Genomic DNA, 15,649 nt, shown 5'->3' on the forward strand with positions numbered 1-15,649 from the left:
ATTATCCTAACGTTTCGATAAAACTGAGGTACCCCGGAATGCTCTGCTCTACCCATTCCTTGGTTGCATTGTGTTCCATCCCATAATAGGCGTAGAAAGACCGGTAATCGGCTTTTACATAGTCAAAAGTCAGTTCAAAAGGTCGGGTTAGTTCTTCCAGCGTATATTTATATTTTTTCGTTGACATAAATTCATCTTCAGCTATTCCGGCAGATATGGCCAACGCAATTCTTTTCCCAGCCATTTTATAGCCGCTTTTGCTTCCGTAGGCCCAGCCACGGATTAATACCTCGTCAAACCATTTTTTCAGGAGCGGTGGCGAACTGAACCAATAGAGTGGAAATTGAAATATGATTTTATCATATTGCTCTATTCGTTGTTGTTCCGCCCGTACATCAATCTTTTCGTCCGGGTATGTGTCGTATAGTTTATGGATAGTATATTTTTCCGGTTGTTTCTCTAATGCTTCTATCCACCTTTTATTAATGACCGAATGCGTAAGATCAGGGTGGATTACAATAATCAATGTTTTCATGAAGTAATCGTGTTAGTCAATAGAAAATTTGCTGCCGATCACATCAAGGTAATCGTCAATGGTCTGGTTGGAGCGAAGCTGTAAGATCTCGGCGGTATCGCTGCCCACGGGATTACGAAACGCGTTAATTTCACCAATCGCTAGTTTATAAATGGTCTCCACAACATCCGTTATTGCCGTATGGGGCGAATGCGGATCGGTCAACTTGGTTGTCAGAACCTTACTCAGGTTGGCGTTTATGCTGTCGTAGACCGGGTCTTTATCGGTCGGAAACAGGATGGCATTATCAACCAGGGAAGACTTGAAACCGCCCGGTTCTACCAGATGAATATCAATACCCAATGCTTTCAGCTCAAAGAAAACTCCCTCCGTTAGTCCCTCCAAGGCAAATTTGGACATGGCATACACCGAAGCCAGTGGTATATCAACGGCCAGTCCCGACAAAGAACTTACGTTGATAATCCGGCCTTTTCCCCGTTTTCTATAGTAGGGGACGAGGGCTTGCAGCATCCTGATCACGCCCAGCACATTTACCTCAAAGATTTGCTGCACTGCGTCTATCGTGGTGTCTTCTAATGAGCCTAACACAGCTCTGCCGGCATTATTAATCACCAGATCAATTGTTGACGCGGACAGGTGCAGCTCCTCAAAAAGTGCAGTTACGCTTGCTGCATTGGTGACATCCAGTGGTTTTTCAGACACATTTTCGTAATCTTTCCACATTCCTTTCGGCTTCCGGCTCGTAGCGATGACCTGCCAGTTGTGATGGGCAAAATGTTGCACCAGTTCCTTGCCCAACCCTGAACTTGTGCCCGTAATCAATACCGTGGGGTTCATATCACTAATTTTCTTACAAAGGAAAATCAGCAACAGCTACTTCCGTATATTGACGACTAATTGTAAGGTACATACAAAAATGTTAGTGATGAGTAAGATCAAAGAAAGCTCTACCAATTTTCAGAACAAACAGCTTTTAACGGATGAATGTGACGAGATCTATTCCGTAAGCCTCATTGGTGGACAATGGACACTGGCTATCTGCTGCCATCTTGCCAATGGAAAACTACGCTTTGGCGAACTGAAAAAAAGAATCCCGAACATCACCGAACGGATGCTCACGTTGCAGCTCAGGAAAATGGAAGAAAATAAACTCGTGACGCGTACCGTATATGCAGATGTTCCTCCATGTGTTGAATACGAGCTTACGCCTATTGCCCAACAGCTCATTCCTATCATAAACCAACTGGCAATGTGGGGAAAGGAACATAAACAAAGCATTTCCATGGGAGCGTAGCGAAATGCCATTTGTATGACTAGTCATAATAGCAGACCATATGCAAGGAACAAACGAAAAATATGAAAACGTACCGAATGATGAGTTGAAGATTAAAATTAACTCCAACGACAATCCTTATCCTGCTTCTGACATTCAGCAAAAATTTCTCCAACCTCGTAGGTTGACTTCTTATTTTATCGTTTTAATAGACTGCGGTTCTGTTACTTACAAATTAGACTTACAGGACATTACGGTCACTAGTGGCCAATTGCTTTTTGCAATGCCAAATCAAATTTTTGAACCCCCTACGATAACAGGTAATCTTAAATACTTCAAGGTATTATTCGATGAAAATACCTTGTCATTGTTACCCCAATACTTTCCATTTTTAGTTAATCCATTACACACACAAATTATCAATTTTGATGCTCATACAAGGGGAAGAGTAAGGAAAGTTTTTGAAATTATAAATCAGATACTTTCTATAGATAAACATTCAACCGACTCAGAAATAAAACTAGCCTACTTGAGTTTACTGTTGTCAGAATTAAATAGTGCGTATTTTAAATATGAACCAGTTACTGTTGTAAATACCAATTTGTTAAAGTTTATTGAGTTTAAATTAATGGTTGAAACGCACTTGGTAGAACAACCATCTATTCATACCATTGCTGAGAAATTAGCTTTAAGTACAAACAGCTTATATCGGCTCGTAAAAGAATATTCTGGAACATCGCCCAAGGATTTTTTTACAAACCGTTTGATGATAGAAGCCCAGCGGAAACTACGTTATTCTAATCTTTCTGTAAAAGAAGTAGCGTATGAGCTAGGATTTAATGATCCTGATTACTTTTCAAGACTTTTTAAAAAATGCACGGGGAAAAGTGTAAGTGCGTTTTTAGCCCGGCAAGATTCGTCAAGATCATAAATGGATTTGTCCAGCTTCCCTGTTTTATAGCTATCTACTTTTGCTTTGTTAATTTAAAAGCAAAGAAATGAAATCAGCATTAGTAACAGGAGCTAACAAAGGCATTGGCTTTGAAGTAGCAAGGCAACTTGCTCAAAAAGGAATGTATGTTTATCTCGGCAGTCGCCAAGTAGAAAATGGTTTAGAAGCCATTGATCAATTGAAAGCGGAAGGGATAAATAATGTAGAAGCTATTCAACTTGACATAACAAATGAGGAATCGGTAAAAGAAGCCCGTATAGAAATAGGCAAGAAAACAAAATCATTGGATATTCTTATCAACAATGCCGGAATCTACGGTGGCTATCCGCAATCTGCATTTGATGCAACTATAGAGCAGTTTAAAGAGGCATACAATGTCAATGTTTATGGAGTAGTAAGGGTTACACAAGCATTTATTGATTTGCTGAAAAAATCTTCTGAACCTCGTATTGTCAATGTTAGTTCAAGTCAAGGTTCAATTACCTTACACAGCGACCCTTCTTACAAGTATTATGACTACAAAGGTGTCGTTTATCTTTCTTCAAAAGCGGCCTTGAATATGTATACCGTTGTATTGGCATACGAACTGAAAGATACCAATTTCAAAATAAATGCCGTTTGCCCTGGATATACGAAGACCGATTTCAACGGTCACCGAGGTCCGGGTAGTGTGGAAGATGCAGGAAAGCGAATTGTGAAATATGCATTAATGGATAGGGATGGACCTACGGGGAAATTTTTTAGCGAAGAAAATAATCCTGAAACGGGAGAAATTCCTTGGTGACAACCAGAGCTCTCGTCAATCGTAGCCCCAGAAAATGGGGCTTCTTGTTGTTAGATCAAGGTATTTTGTCAGAAGTCTACCTACGGAATGTGGGCCGTTGAGTTGCGTAACGTCAAGCCGATGCTGCCAGCCGTGTTTTCGGTGTCAGCCTTCAGGTCGCTCATAGTTTGCCATTTCTGCCATCCCATCACCAGTTCTCCAAACATTGCGATTTACCAATTCGCTAATCCTCCAATTAGTGCCAATTTTGATAGCTTGTGCGGTCAATACTGCCCCAGCAAGGAAGTGTTTGTTATGAAGTGGCGAATTTTCATCATCGCCTGCCCACAAATGCATGGCTGTTAAATTGGCTCGTAAGGTTGCTGTGTGGTCATAAATGTCGATGATGTAGTCTGTAATGACATGATGTGTCGCTTTAAATCGGGCGAAACTTTTTCGATGTCCATCAAGTATGTTATCGTGTCCAGTCGTGACTGAACCGTTCGGTCTTAAAATTTTTGCGTCTTCGGTAAAGGTAGTTTCTACAGTAGTTTTATCCAGTTTCTTGTCATCTATTGCTCCGAAATAGTTGGTCAGCAAATGGCTGATTTGAGCTTTTTGAATCAATATGCTTAGTTGGTCTTCCATTTTTGTAGTGAGTGTTCAGTGCGTCAGCGTTGCCGGTAAAATGATTGGTAAAGTCGGTAAGGGACAGCATGCATTTATTAATCGTCCTGATTTGTTCAGGATCATCTCATCTTTGCCAAACCGCCCGGCGGCCCAGTTTGGCAAAGATGGGATGGGAAGATGAATTCACGGATCAATAACATTCTATTGAATGTCCTTCTTTAATTGACGCGTTCCCCAATCTTTTAAATGTTCAATAAATGGGGTAAGTTCTCCGCCCGTTTCAGTGAGAGCGTATTCCACTTTGGGCGGGATTTCGTGGTACACTTTCCGAGTGATAAGCCCGTCATCTTCTAATTCTCTAAGCGTTTGCGTTAACATTTTGGGTGTTACGTCAAAAAGCGATTTTCGGAGCTCACCGTATCGCATGATGGTATTTAAATGCAGATACCAGAGTATTCTGCCTTTGTATTTCCCGCCAATTCTACGAAAAGCGTAGTCAACTGGACAGGAAGGTTCATTAATAAATTTTTTGCTCATTTGTAAATTTAATTAATTGGTTTTTAATGTTGGTATATTTTTAGTTCGTAGGTTACAAAATAGTGCATACTTGTCACAAGTATACTGGTAAATTAGTTTTGCCTCACTAATTATTAAAAACCAGACGATGAAAGCATTTATTTTACAAGAGGCAGGAAGTGTGGATAAACTTATGACCTCAGAAGTTGAAACTCCTATCATCAAAAGCGACGAGGTTTTGGTAAAAGTAGTAGCAATTAGTATAAATCCCGTAGATGTAAAGGCAAGAGCTAACGAAGGTATTTTAGATTGGATTTTTGGAAAAAACAGACCCGTTATCTTAGGTTGGGATATTTCTGGTATCGTTAGTGAAACAGGAATTAATGTGAAAAATTTCAAACCGGGAGATGAAGTTTTTGGAATGGTGAATTTTTTCGGAAACGGTAAAGCCTATGCCGAATATGTGGCTTCGCCAGCAACTCATTTGACATTGAAACCCGGTAATGTAACCCATCAACAAGCGGTAGCTACTTCAATGGTTGCTTCCACCGCTTATCAGGCCTTGGTAGACGTTGCCCAAGTAAGAAAAGGCGATAACGTATTGATTCACGGAGCTTCGGGAGGTGTAGGGCATTTAGCTGTGCAAATTGCCAAACATCTTGGAGCTTATGTTATCGCAACTTCGTCTGCCAAGAACAAAGAATTTTTACTCAATATGGGTGCAGATAAGCATATCGATTATACCCAAGAAAAGATTGAAGAAGTAGTAAAAGATGTCGATATTATTCTTGATACTGTAGGCGGAGAAACGTTGATGAACTCGATACATAGTATCAAAGACAGCGGTGTTATAGTTACTTTGCCTTCGCCTGAAATACCCCAGGAATTACTTGAAGAAGCATCAAAAAAAGGAGTAAAACTTATTTTTTACATGGTAGAATCTCGAAAAGACACCATGGATGCAATCGCTTCCCTTCTAAAAAAGGGTGTAGTAAAGCCTCATATTTACAAAACTTTTTCGTTTGAAGAAATAAGAGAAGCTCATTTGGAAGTAGAAACAAACCGGGTAGTTGGAAAAGTGGTGGTAACTATTTAAAAGTAAGAGCAAATAGCCTTTTTATACCAATGATTTATTTTCTATTATGGTGATTTAAAATTGAAAAGGTTTTACCTATTATTTATGTTGAAAAATAGTAGGTAAAACCTTTTTTTAACTTATAAAAAAGAGTTAATACATTTTGAATTATTAATCCCTATCAAATAAAAACAGTAATTCAGTTTTCTAAACAAAAGTAACTTTCAATGAATCCTATTAATGTGTTTTTTTGATCTCTTCTTCGGAGAAATTTACTGCCTTGCCTAGTGGAAAAAATTGTTAAGCTCAATTGCCGGACTTTTACCCCTTTGCTACGCCCGCAGCTCTGCTAAAACTTTACAGTAATAGTTCTGGTGCCCTCAAAATGACTAATAGCCTCGTTTGGTAAATGGGCCTGGGTCTCGATTTGCCATAGCTATTTCATCTACTTCTTTCTAGTTAGCCAGCCTATGTAAATGGATGACTGAAAAAAGCGGAGGGGCGGTTCAAAGCCTGCTTCCTGACACAAGGTCGAGAGCCGTTCTTCTGAAACGGCATACAGTTCCTTTTCTATTCGGTTCAGACGACTGCTGACTTGTTCCTGCTCTAAACCGTCTGGCAAGAGAAGCCGGAGAACCTGTAGATTTTGTTTGATCTGGTTTCTGTCGCCCGTAATGTCCAGCAATACGAAGGGTGCTCCCGAAACCAATCGATCCCCAATGTCTTTCAGCAAGTTTAGTTTATTGCCGTTGTCGTCCAGAAAATGTAAAACCAGCAAAAGCGTGGCCGCATCGTATTTCTTGTCGGTGGAAAGATCAGAAACCAAACCTTCCCGTAGCGTTACGTTGTCGTAGGGTTGAAGTTTTTCGCTGGCTTGTTTGATCATGTCCGGCGAGGGGTCAACGCCAGTTATGTTCCACCGTTTGGGTGCCTGGACAAATTTTTCGATCTCGTTCCCCGTTCCGCAACCAACCACCAACAAATCACTGCCTTTTGTTTCGCTGAGTAGTTTGGGCAAACGCTCCAGGAAATAACTATAGTTGGGTATCCAGGTTTCTACAAACTGGTTGTAGCCTGTTGCTCTTTCGTTTTCAAATAGTTCTACGGTGTTCATTCGGTCTTCTATTGGTGGAGTGTATCTGCCGCTTTAAGAGGGACTTTGCCTGACATAGAATACGTGCTAGTAGCCAGTGCTCTTCGGACTGATCGGTATGCAGATTTCTTCTTCTGATGCCGGGTCGTTATTGTCGTATTTCTCGCCTAAAATTTCAAAATGTGGCCTGTTGTCCAAAACGTAGTCCGAATTTGGTAACCACACTCCAAGAATGTATTGAAAAATGGAATTATCTGTACTTAAACCTTTGTAATCAAAAACCGCGTAAAGCCCGCTTGGCAAAACATAAGTTTCCATTTCGTTGGGCACATGGTCAAAGTCCGACACTTCAATAGTTGCCCACCTTTCAAATTCATTAGTTGGTTTAAAATTCTCAAAATGGGTCGGCTGATAAACAACCAATGAAATGAGATCTTCTGTCAGGTGGTTGGTTATCTCCTTTCGTCTTGGCTTAAAGCTTTTCCAAAGTTCGCCAATTTTATAGTTGGCAAAGCTCATAGTCAATCGTTTTCCGACTAATTTCTTTTCATTTGATGTTTCTATTCTTGGTGTCATTTTTCTTTATCAATACCATTATCTATCTAAACGTCCCGAAGCACCCAAAATTGAAAATTTTGCTTTTGCAATTCGGTTGGTTTCAAAGTCAATGGAATAGTTATAAGAAGTCTGAAAGTAAGATTTTCAAGTATGGTGTGGACAAGAACGGCTTGTATGATGTATAACTGTCCCATACAGTACTTATTAGGTCATCGCTTAAAGGTAATGGTGCCGTCAGAAAATGCCAAAGCCTATCGCAGATCGTCGAACGCCACGGACGGTATCGCACTTATCAGCTACTAATCTCAGAAACCATTACCCGATCTTCCCCTGCCCCCAACTCTTTAAAACTCTTCAATAGTATCCCCAACGTCATCAAAATAACCACAACGTCGATCAGGGTGCTGCCCCAGTAGATGGCCCGGACGCCGAAAAAGCGGGGGAAGAAAAGCATCACGGGTAGGTAAAAAATCACCTGCCGGAGTAGGGCGATCAGCGAGGTCTGTTTGGCTTTTTCGATGGAAGGCAACGTAACCAGAACCATGAACACGATGGGAAGGAAAGGCAGCACCGCCAGATACACCCGAAAATCGGTCAGTTGCTGCGTCGAAACGGCAATACCGGGCAGAATGCTGTGGATAGTCGATAAGGGAAATAGCGTCATAAAAAGCCAGACGGGGACAATCAACCCGGCACCGCAGGCGGTAAATAGCCAGTACGAACGCCTTACCCGATCATAACGACCGGCTCCGTAGTTCATGCCCACCACGGGTTGGAGGGCCCGCATCAGGCCAATCATGGGCGTCATCAGAAACAGAAGAATACGGTTGCAGGCGGTGTAGAAAGGCAAGTCGGCGTCGGTACCGTAGTGGGTGATGGCGTGTAGAACGACTATGCTTTGAATAACCGTCATCAGCGTCAGGATCATGCCCGGCAGGCCCGATTTGAGAATGGACCCGAGCAGGTCTTTCGGCAGCCGTAGCGTTTTCCAGTCGGAGGCAAACGAAGCACGTCCCGTCGCGAAGTACCAGAGCCCCACCAGCGAGTAGACCAGCATACCTGTGTTGGTGGCCCAGGCGGCCCCGTCTACGCCCCAGCCGAACGTCTGGATGAAAATGGGTTTCAGAGCTACGTCGACGATCAGACCTACGGCAATCATCCAGGCGGCTGTTTTCATTTTCCCTTCGCCCCGCACCATCATGTTCAGGGCCAGCCCGTGAATCCAGAAAAACGATCCGAGAATCGTTACCCGAAAATAACTGGAGCCATACCCCAGCACGGCTCCGCGGGCTCCTAAGGCCCGCACCAGCGGTTCGGCCAACCCATACAAGGGCAAACAAACCACCACGGCCAGCAACAGGCAAAGCAGGTTGACCGTGCCCAGTAGTTGGCTCAGCCTGGCTTTTTCGTTGGCTCCCAGCCAGATACTGAGTACAGTGCCCGCTCCCGTACCGACCAGACTACCCAGCCCCAGCGTGATTTGCGACAGTGGGTAAGCCATGCCAACGCCAGCCAGAGCGTCCTGATTCATCAATTGGCCGACAAAAACGCCGTCCAGAAAACTGTTCAGTCCGTATAAAACCATTGCCAGTACGGCAGGCCACGCCAATTGCCACAGTACGGTGGTTAATGCTCCGTTCAGGATCAGTTGCTTCTCTTTTTCAATCATGGATAAGGCTTATTTTTCTTCGAAAAGTCTGGTTAACAAGGCCCGATTGCCCACGGAGGCCCGGAGCTGGTCATAAAACACCGTGGCTGGAATTGGCTTTGGCGACAGCCTGGCCTGTTGCAAAAACTGTCCGATGAGTCGATTCAGTCGGGGTTTGCCCACCGTTTTACTCAACTCATACAAGGCAGCTCCTCCCTTTTCATTGAATACGTAGTCGGCCTCTTCGTCGCATTGCAGCAACGAGGGTTCTTCGTTCGTCTCCTTCGCCCGACCTTTCAGGTATTGATCGCGGCTTTTGGTCAGATGGTGCTGAACCGCTTCGGAACCGTGTGTTTGCTCAAGCTGACACAGGGCCAGATAGTATGGAATGGATCGGGTAATGAGTGGATAGCCCTGCGTTCGGCTGACGTTGGCCTGCTGCATAAACTGCTGGGCGATGAGTCGCGTAACGACAAAGTGCAGGTAATCCAAATCACTGGGTGAACGTACGTCGGCAATCCAGCCGTGATTTTCGGGTAAAACCAGTACGTTGTCCTCGGCAAACAGTTCTTCATCGTAACGGGGGCGTTCGGCGATCCGTAGCGTCGTGTAGGGATAAGGCCCCAGCCACCGACTCAACGTATCGAGGGCTTGTCGGGCGGTTGTTAACAGATGGCTGGTATTATAGGGGTGCCCCAGATGATAATACAACTCAATGGCAACGGGCTTGCCAGCTATCCGATCCGTTGCTTTTTTGACGGCATAGCGAGCCGATAGCAGATGAAAAGCGAAGGCGGTCGGCTGCTCCGACCGAAACCGATAGTAGCGTCGCCCTTGTTGTTGCCATTCCTTTTCCAGTTTTCCCGGAGCCACAATCCGTTGGTCGTCAGTCGTGCTGATGGTCAGGATGTAGTCGGGACGTAACGCCTGCGTCGAGGCAAAAAGCTGCTGCGAAGCCCGTTGGTCGGTTGGGGCGGGTAGTCGATGGGTCAGTTTAGCCAAGCCGTAATCGGGGCGATACTGGTTTTCCTTGAGTTCGCGACGCGGATCGTAGCCAAAATAAGGCAGGATGCCGGAGGGCAGAAAACTACCGTTGAAGGTTAGCTCCGGTTGCGGATCGCCGTTGGTGTAGCCCGTATGCTGCAAGGTACCGACGGCCGTAACAATCAGCGAGTCATTGGGCAAAAGAGGCCAAGGCAGTCGGTATAGGGCATGACGTAGCGTTGTATCTTGACGAAGCAAAGAAAGTGGCTTGCCGTTGACCGACAGGCTGCGAAGTGCCGAAAAATCCATCCATTCCACATGAAGGGTATCCATCGGCAGTAAGGTGCGGTTCTGCACATGAAGCTGCGTGGTGTAGCTTACGTTTCGCTCGGCAGGGTAAAAATCAAGTTGAAGGTTGAAACGGGAAATAGTGGGTTGTGGGCTGTAACGATATGAACTATACGTTTTTTCATACAGGGCCGCTTCGGTTCGGGCTTCTTCGTTTGTTTGAAAATGATTGTCAACGTTTACGGCCTGGTAAATGCGTTGGCCGCAGAATCCAAAGCCAAGCAACCCACCCACAAAAAGAACCAGCGTAACCGGACTGACTTGTTTTTTGAGATGGGCCAGCCGTTTGCCCAGGGGCGTCAGCGTACCGCGTTGCCAGAGCCAGAGTCCGACCAGGCACAGACTTACCGCCAGCGAAAACCAGTACAGCATATACCAGCCGTGAGCCAGGGTAAACAGGCCGTTGCCGTTCATGTCGGTGTTCATTTTCGTGCCCGGCGAAAACATGAAGTTCAACCGGTTCTGCTCGATGACATCGGTTTCGTGCAGAATGAGGCTAAAGAGCAGGAACAGAATGGTAATCCAGTGGGTCGCGTACCGATTGGCCGTTAATCCAGCCACAAACACGGTTAGTAAAATGTAGAGGACGTATTTCGGTAACCAACGGATGAACAGATCTTCGCCATACACCATCCAGTCGAAATCGTAATAGCCTTTGGCCGCCTGTACGCCCACCCCGAACAAGGTAAAGCTGACCAGAATCAGGAAGGCTACGCCCGTCATGGCTGCGATCTTTGAGAGTAGACTCACCCACGTAGGTACAGGTAAGGCGTCGCCAATCTGCCAGAATCCGGTGCTACTGTTCTTAAATAATAGTTCGGTCGTATTGACAATCAGGAACATCAGGATGTAAAACGCCATCGGCAAGGTAACCGACGTGATCTCGACCGTTACGGGGAGCGTTGGGGCGGCTGAGTAATACTGTTGCTGCCAGACGGCGGTGTAGCCGACGTACATCACCAGGAGAAGGGTGAGAAAAATTCGGAAGCCCAGCGGTCGAACGGTGGTTTTGAACTCCAGCCAGGCCAGCGAAAACACCTTGTTCCAATCCGAAGCGGGCGAAAAATGCTGGCGGGTTTTTCGGGTGGGCAAGTCAGTCCGTACGGCAACCATTGGGCGATGGTCGGCGGGGTTGGTTTTGCTGACCGGTTCGGTTCGGGAGATAAAGGATCGGAATGAAAACCGTCGCCACGCCAGCCCTAACGCCAGCATCCCGAGGGTTATCCAGATCACACGGTTCCAAAGCAGAAGTCCCGCGAAATCAGGGCTAAAGCTGTTTTTCTCGGCGGGTGATAAATGCTCCAACTGGCTGTGCAGGACCGAAAATGCCGTTGGGTCGAGCAGCACCGTTTGCGGATTACTGTCGAAGGTCGTTTCGCCGAAAATCATCAATAACAACGTCAGCAGGGCCACCATGTAAGCCAGCTTCGGATTGCGGAACAGCACCGAAATACCAAAGCAAAGGGTATAAATGATAAAAACGTTCGGCAGAAAAATCAGCAGAATACCCCGCAGAAAAGCACCCCACGCCACCGGACCTAGATTATCTATGGGGAGGTAATTATACAGCATGATGCCTAACAGGTAGCCGCCATATAACAGTAGTAACACCACCAGCGACCCCAGATAACGGGCCGCAAAAAAGGTATTTTCCGTAGCCCGCGTGGTGTAGAGAAACGAAGCAGTTTTGTATTCCAGATCTTTTCCCAAAACCAGACTTCCGAAAATTCCCGCCACAATGAATCCCAGGTAACCCATCCCCGCTAGCACCGTATACACGATGGCCGGAGCGTTGGCAAAGGTGCGGTCGGCACTGTAAAACGCACCGGAATGGTGCATGTAATACACGCCCTGAGCCATCATCAAAAACAGAAATACCCAGGTAAATACCTTTTTGAGGTGCTGCCGGACTTCGAAGCGATAAATCGTGCTGAACATGGCTTAAACGGGTTGCGGGGTGGTTTGCGACAGTCGTTTGAAGTAGGCGTCTTCGAGCGTAGGTATTTTTCGCCAGAAACCGGGGTCGGGCATGGTTTCCTGATAGACTGTAATGATCAGTTTACCCGCGTGAAAGCGATTCGAAATCACCTCGAACTGTTGCTGATACTGCCCCAGCAGGTGTTTGTCGATCTGTTTTTCCCATAGGCAGCCGTCCAGTGCCGTTTCAATATCGGTTGGTTTACCGGCCTGCAACACCGTTCCGTTGCCAATGATTGCCATGTCGTTGCAGAGCGTGCTGACGTCTTCTACAATGTGCGTCGATAGAATAACGATGGTGTTTTCGCCAATTTCGCTGAGCAGATTATAGAAGCGGTTGCGTTCGAGCGGGTCGAGGCCTGCCGTCGGCTCATCGACAATCACGATGCGGGGTTCGCCGAGCAAGGCCTGAGCAATGCCAAACCGCTGTTTCATCCCGCCCGAATAGGTGCTGAGCTTTTTGTGCCGCACTTCGTACAGATTCACCCGATGCAGCAGCGTTTCAACCGATTCTTTCTTCTCGGCTGCGTGGGTAATGCCTTTCATTTCGGCGATGTAGAGGAGCATTTCCTCCGCCGATACATTGGGATAGACGCCAAAATCCTGCGGCAGATAACCGAGTACTTTTCGCATTTCGGGCGGGTTGATTCAGTACGTCAATATCATCCAGAAAGATGCTGCCCGTGTCGGCGTCCTGCAACGTAGCGATGGTCCGCATAAGGGTCGATTTACCCGCTCCGTTCTGCCCCAGCAGGCCAAACATGCCGTTTTGAATGGTCAGGGTAATATGCTTAAGAGCCTGTTTCCCATTGGGATAGGTCTTGGAAAGATTCGTGATCCGTAATTCCATAATGATTTTTCTTTTTGACAGCCCGGCTGTCGAAAACAACGTTTAAAAACCAGCGTTCAACGTAACGCCTATGGTGCGGGGAGCCCCCTGTGCGACAGGCGATTGAGCTTTTACCGTAGTGGCATAGGCAAATGTCAGGTAGCGAACATCGCCCATATTTTTACCCCAGACGCTGATTTCGACCGGGCCGTATTTTACCCCTGCGTTGAGATTAATTAGGCTAAACGGCTGCTGGATCAGGTCGTTGTAGTAGTTCATGTACTGCAAGCCCAGATACTTCCATTCGGGGGTCACGAAGAGAGCGGCTTGCTGGCCCAGCGTGTGCCGATACGTAGCGGCCAGACTGGTGCTGAGTTTGGGAGTGAAAATCTGGTGGTTACCCGCGTAGTCTTTGTTTTTGCCCGCTCCGTCAGATAGAATCAACGACTGGTACTTCGTATCGACCATGCCCAGATTGTAGTTCACCTCCAGTCCTTTCAGGGGGAGGGCGGTCAATTCCAGTTCGAGGCCCTTGTTTTGCAGCTTTCCCACATTATCCGTGATCAGATCGGGGAAGGCCACGCTTTGCTGCTGATCTTTCCAGGCAACGTAGAACAGGGCCAGATTGGCTCGCAGGCGACGATTCAGCCACTCCGACTTGACGCCTACTTCGAAATTATCGGTGAACTCAGGCTTGTAATTCAGCTTGTTAGCCCGTGCGGTATACTGGTTAAAGCCCCCCGACCGATAGCCGCGTGAGTAGGTGGCGTAGACCATCAGATCGGAAGTGGCTTTCAGCGAAAAGCCAAGCTTGGGCGACACGGCATCGTTATGCCCGTCAATGGTTTTGTCGGGAGTGATCACCGTCGGCGTTTCGCCCGGTTTGGCCATTTCGGTTCGATGCGTCAGCGTCCGGTTTTCGTAATCATACCGTAAGCCCGCAATCAGATCCAGTTTGCTGGTCAACGCGTAGGTCGCGTGTACGTAAGCCGCCAGACCCTGTATTTTTTTGTCGGAGTAGATGAAGCTCGAATAGGGTGCCCCCGGATAATAGGTAGCTGCATCGGCTCCGTAACGGTAAACGGTTTCGGCTTTTTTTCGGTCCATAAAGCCAAACAGTCCCGCCGTAAACCGAAGCTTTTCGTGCTGATTACTAACCAGCTTAAACTCCTGCGTAAGGGTGTTTTGCGGCTGGAAAGGCATTTCGTAAAGCATGAAATCGGCAGGCGAATAATCGACGTCATAATCCTGGTATGTATCGCTCATAAACGTATGGCCTGTCAGCGACGACAGTTCCATGCCCTTGAGTTGATACACCGCCTGCAAAGACGTCGTCACCAGCTTTTGCGTCTCCCGATTGGTACCGTTCTGGTTGATCGTCAGCGGCTGTTGCTCCGCCATCGACGCAAAGGTATAGGGGAAGGTTCCGGTGATGTGGTTGTACTCACCCCGCGAATGAAGCGTGAAGGACAAGCGGTCCGAAACCAGGTATCGCAGATTCAGGCTTCCGCTGTAGGTTTCGGGTTTGTCAAACTTTCTGCCCGTATAGAGATTCGTAAAGAAACCGTTTCGGGTATCATAAATCCCTGAAAATCCAGCAAATAATTTGTGTTTAACGAGGGGCCCCGACAACCCTGCTGCGTAGCGTTGTCGACTAAAATTACCTAATGTAAGCTCCCCAAAACCGTGGGTCATATTGCCCGGTTTACTGGTAATGATATTGATTACCCCACCCAAGGCATTACGTCCATAGAGCGTACTTTGTGGACCCCTCAGCACTTCTACCCGCTCGATATTCTGAATCTGCACCGAACTGGAATACCCGTCGAACATCGGAATGCCATCGACATAAATCCCGACGACCGGATTCTGCGAAAACGTGTTTATGCCCCGAATGGAAGTCATTGTCAATGTTGGTGAACCCACGTTCATACTCATCAGGTTAGGTACCGACATGAGCATATCGCCCATCTCCTGAATCCGGCGTTCCTGAATCTGCCGACTGCTGAGCGACGAAACCGACAGAGCCGTCCGCTGCTGCGTATTCGCGTATTTTTCAGCCGTAATGGTTACGGGACTTAGCTGTAACGTTTTGGTCGTAGCCGTCAGCACAACCGTAACTGTTTGGCCGTCGGCAACCGCAACTAGCTTGTGGTCAAACTGATAGTTCAGGCTGCTGGCCTGCAATTCGTAAGAGCCGGCGGGTATATTGGTGAACGAAAAACGCCCCTGTTCGTCAGATGTCTTACCGCGATGGACGGGTTTCAGTTCGATGGTAACGTCGGTGATGGGTTGGCCATTTTCCTCTTCCACCCGTCCGCGAATCGTAGCCCCCCGCTGAGCTAGCACTAGGCCAACATTCAACAGAAACAATCCAAGAAAATAAATAAGTCTGCCCATGTAATGTAGAATAATTCTAAATAAGTAAGTAGTTTCGGCAAAACTACGGACTCGGGGTAGAGGGGGCG

General features: G+C 46.6%; 14 protein-coding genes and 1 pseudogene. 4 read left to right on the forward strand and 11 right to left on the reverse strand.

What is annotated here, in order from left to right; genetic code table 11:
* Position 1 precedes the first annotated feature (1 nt).
* Positions 2 to 535, reverse strand: a complete 534-nt coding sequence (locus QE357_RS01590; protein WP_309705269.1) for an NAD(P)H-dependent oxidoreductase — start codon at positions 533 to 535, stop codon at positions 2 to 4.
* Between the two features lie 12 nt (positions 536 to 547).
* Positions 548 to 1,372 carry an SDR family oxidoreductase gene (locus tag QE357_RS01595; RefSeq protein ID WP_309705272.1) on the reverse strand — a complete coding sequence of 275 codons (825 nt, stop codon included), beginning with the start codon at positions 1,370 to 1,372 and terminating at the stop codon, positions 548 to 550.
* A gap of 88 nt (positions 1,373 to 1,460) precedes the next feature.
* Here QE357_RS01595 and QE357_RS01600 point away from each other — a divergent pair, with 88 nt between their 5' ends.
* From QE357_RS01600 to QE357_RS01610, 3 genes are all read left to right on the forward strand, one after another.
* A complete protein-coding gene (locus QE357_RS01600; protein WP_106636544.1) occupies positions 1,461 to 1,829 on the forward strand; it encodes a helix-turn-helix domain-containing protein in 369 nt (122 codons plus the stop codon).
* A 40-nt stretch (positions 1,830 to 1,869) separates the two neighbouring features.
* On the forward strand, positions 1,870 to 2,739 hold the full coding sequence (locus tag QE357_RS01605; protein WP_309705275.1) for an AraC family transcriptional regulator: 870 nt from the start codon (positions 1,870 to 1,872) through the stop codon (positions 2,737 to 2,739).
* 67 nt (positions 2,740 to 2,806) lie between these two features.
* Positions 2,807 to 3,544 (forward strand): SDR family oxidoreductase, encoded by a 738-nt coding sequence (locus QE357_RS01610; protein WP_309705277.1) that lies wholly within the window; start codon positions 2,807 to 2,809, stop codon positions 3,542 to 3,544.
* A 144-nt stretch (positions 3,545 to 3,688) separates the two neighbouring features.
* Here QE357_RS01610 and QE357_RS01615 read toward each other — a convergent pair whose 3' ends face one another.
* Together QE357_RS01615 and QE357_RS01620 are read right to left on the reverse strand one after the other, a co-directional pair.
* Positions 3,689 to 4,171: a nuclear transport factor 2 family protein gene (locus QE357_RS01615; RefSeq protein WP_309705280.1), complete on the reverse strand. Its 483-nt coding sequence runs from the start codon at positions 4,169 to 4,171 to the stop codon at positions 3,689 to 3,691.
* Between the two features lie 183 nt (positions 4,172 to 4,354).
* On the reverse strand, positions 4,355 to 4,690 hold the full coding sequence (locus QE357_RS01620; RefSeq protein WP_309705282.1) for a helix-turn-helix domain-containing protein: 336 nt from the start codon (positions 4,688 to 4,690) through the stop codon (positions 4,355 to 4,357).
* A 127-nt stretch (positions 4,691 to 4,817) separates the two neighbouring features.
* Between QE357_RS01620 and QE357_RS01625 the strand changes: the two genes are divergently transcribed.
* On the forward strand, positions 4,818 to 5,765 hold the full coding sequence (locus tag QE357_RS01625) for an NADP-dependent oxidoreductase (protein WP_309705285.1): 948 nt from the start codon (positions 4,818 to 4,820) through the stop codon (positions 5,763 to 5,765).
* 424 nt (positions 5,766 to 6,189) lie between these two features.
* Here the strand turns inward: QE357_RS01625 and QE357_RS01630 are convergent, their stop codons facing one another.
* The 7 genes and pseudogenes from QE357_RS01630 to QE357_RS01655 form a co-directional block, all read right to left on the reverse strand.
* The gene (locus QE357_RS01630; protein ID WP_309705286.1) at positions 6,190 to 6,858 is read right to left on the reverse strand and encodes a class I SAM-dependent methyltransferase; all 669 of its coding nucleotides are present in this window, start codon (positions 6,856 to 6,858) and stop codon (positions 6,190 to 6,192) included.
* A gap of 66 nt (positions 6,859 to 6,924) precedes the next feature.
* Positions 6,925 to 7,413 (reverse strand): GyrI-like domain-containing protein, encoded by a 489-nt coding sequence (locus QE357_RS01635; protein ID WP_309705288.1) that lies wholly within the window; start codon positions 7,411 to 7,413, stop codon positions 6,925 to 6,927.
* Positions 7,414 to 7,687: 274 nt separating this feature from the next.
* Positions 7,688 to 9,064, reverse strand: a complete 1,377-nt coding sequence (locus QE357_RS01640) for an MATE family efflux transporter (RefSeq protein ID WP_309705290.1) — start codon at positions 9,062 to 9,064, stop codon at positions 7,688 to 7,690.
* 9 nt (positions 9,065 to 9,073) lie between these two features.
* Positions 9,074 to 12,313, reverse strand: coding sequence for a hypothetical protein (locus tag QE357_RS01645; protein WP_309705291.1), 3,240 nt, complete (start codon positions 12,311 to 12,313; stop codon positions 9,074 to 9,076).
* Between the two features lie 3 nt (positions 12,314 to 12,316).
* Positions 12,317 to 12,787 (reverse strand): hypothetical protein, encoded by a 471-nt coding sequence (locus tag QE357_RS24980; protein WP_409050259.1) that lies wholly within the window; start codon positions 12,785 to 12,787, stop codon positions 12,317 to 12,319.
* Positions 12,773 to 13,202, reverse strand: a pseudogene (locus QE357_RS24985) (ATP-binding cassette domain-containing protein); the annotation flags it as partial. The pseudogene QE357_RS24985 and the gene QE357_RS24980, both read right to left, overlap by 15 nt.
* Positions 13,203 to 13,244: 42 nt before the next feature.
* Positions 13,245 to 15,581: a TonB-dependent receptor gene (locus QE357_RS01655; RefSeq protein ID WP_309705294.1), complete on the reverse strand. Its 2,337-nt coding sequence runs from the start codon at positions 15,579 to 15,581 to the stop codon at positions 13,245 to 13,247.
* Between the last annotated feature and the right edge of the window lie 68 nt (positions 15,582 to 15,649).

It is taken from the genome of Siphonobacter sp. SORGH_AS_0500 (genome assembly GCF_031453245.1).
Taxonomy (GTDB): Bacteria; Bacteroidota; Bacteroidia; order Cytophagales; family Spirosomataceae; genus Siphonobacter.

Bases quoted from the DNA above. Each gene is read 5' to 3' on its own strand.
- QE357_RS01590 (WP_309705269.1), bottom strand. From the start codon at position 535: ATGAAAACATTGATTATTGTAATCCACCCTGATCTTACGCATTCGGTC.
- QE357_RS01595 (WP_309705272.1), bottom strand. From the start codon at position 1,372: ATGAACCCCACGGTATTGATTACGGGCACAAGTTCAGGGTTGGGCAAG.
- QE357_RS01600 (WP_106636544.1), top strand. From the start codon at position 1,461: ATGAGTAAGATCAAAGAAAGCTCTACCAATTTTCAGAACAAACAGCTT.
- QE357_RS01605 (WP_309705275.1), top strand. From the start codon at position 1,870: ATGCAAGGAACAAACGAAAAATATGAAAACGTACCGAATGATGAGTTG.
- QE357_RS01610 (WP_309705277.1), top strand. From the start codon at position 2,807: ATGAAATCAGCATTAGTAACAGGAGCTAACAAAGGCATTGGCTTTGAA.
- QE357_RS01615 (WP_309705280.1), bottom strand. From the start codon at position 4,171: ATGGAAGACCAACTAAGCATATTGATTCAAAAAGCTCAAATCAGCCAT.
- QE357_RS01620 (WP_309705282.1), bottom strand. From the start codon at position 4,690: ATGAGCAAAAAATTTATTAATGAACCTTCCTGTCCAGTTGACTACGCT.
- QE357_RS01625 (WP_309705285.1), top strand. From the start codon at position 4,818: ATGAAAGCATTTATTTTACAAGAGGCAGGAAGTGTGGATAAACTTATG.
- QE357_RS01630 (WP_309705286.1), bottom strand. From the start codon at position 6,858: ATGAACACCGTAGAACTATTTGAAAACGAAAGAGCAACAGGCTACAAC.
- QE357_RS01635 (WP_309705288.1), bottom strand. From the start codon at position 7,413: ATGACACCAAGAATAGAAACATCAAATGAAAAGAAATTAGTCGGAAAA.
- QE357_RS01640 (WP_309705290.1), bottom strand. From the start codon at position 9,064: ATGATTGAAAAAGAGAAGCAACTGATCCTGAACGGAGCATTAACCACC.
- QE357_RS01645 (WP_309705291.1), bottom strand. From the start codon at position 12,313: ATGTTCAGCACGATTTATCGCTTCGAAGTCCGGCAGCACCTCAAAAAG.
- QE357_RS24980 (WP_409050259.1), bottom strand. From the start codon at position 12,787: ATGAAACAGCGGTTTGGCATTGCTCAGGCCTTGCTCGGCGAACCCCGC.
- QE357_RS01655 (WP_309705294.1), bottom strand. From the start codon at position 15,581: ATGGGCAGACTTATTTATTTTCTTGGATTGTTTCTGTTGAATGTTGGC.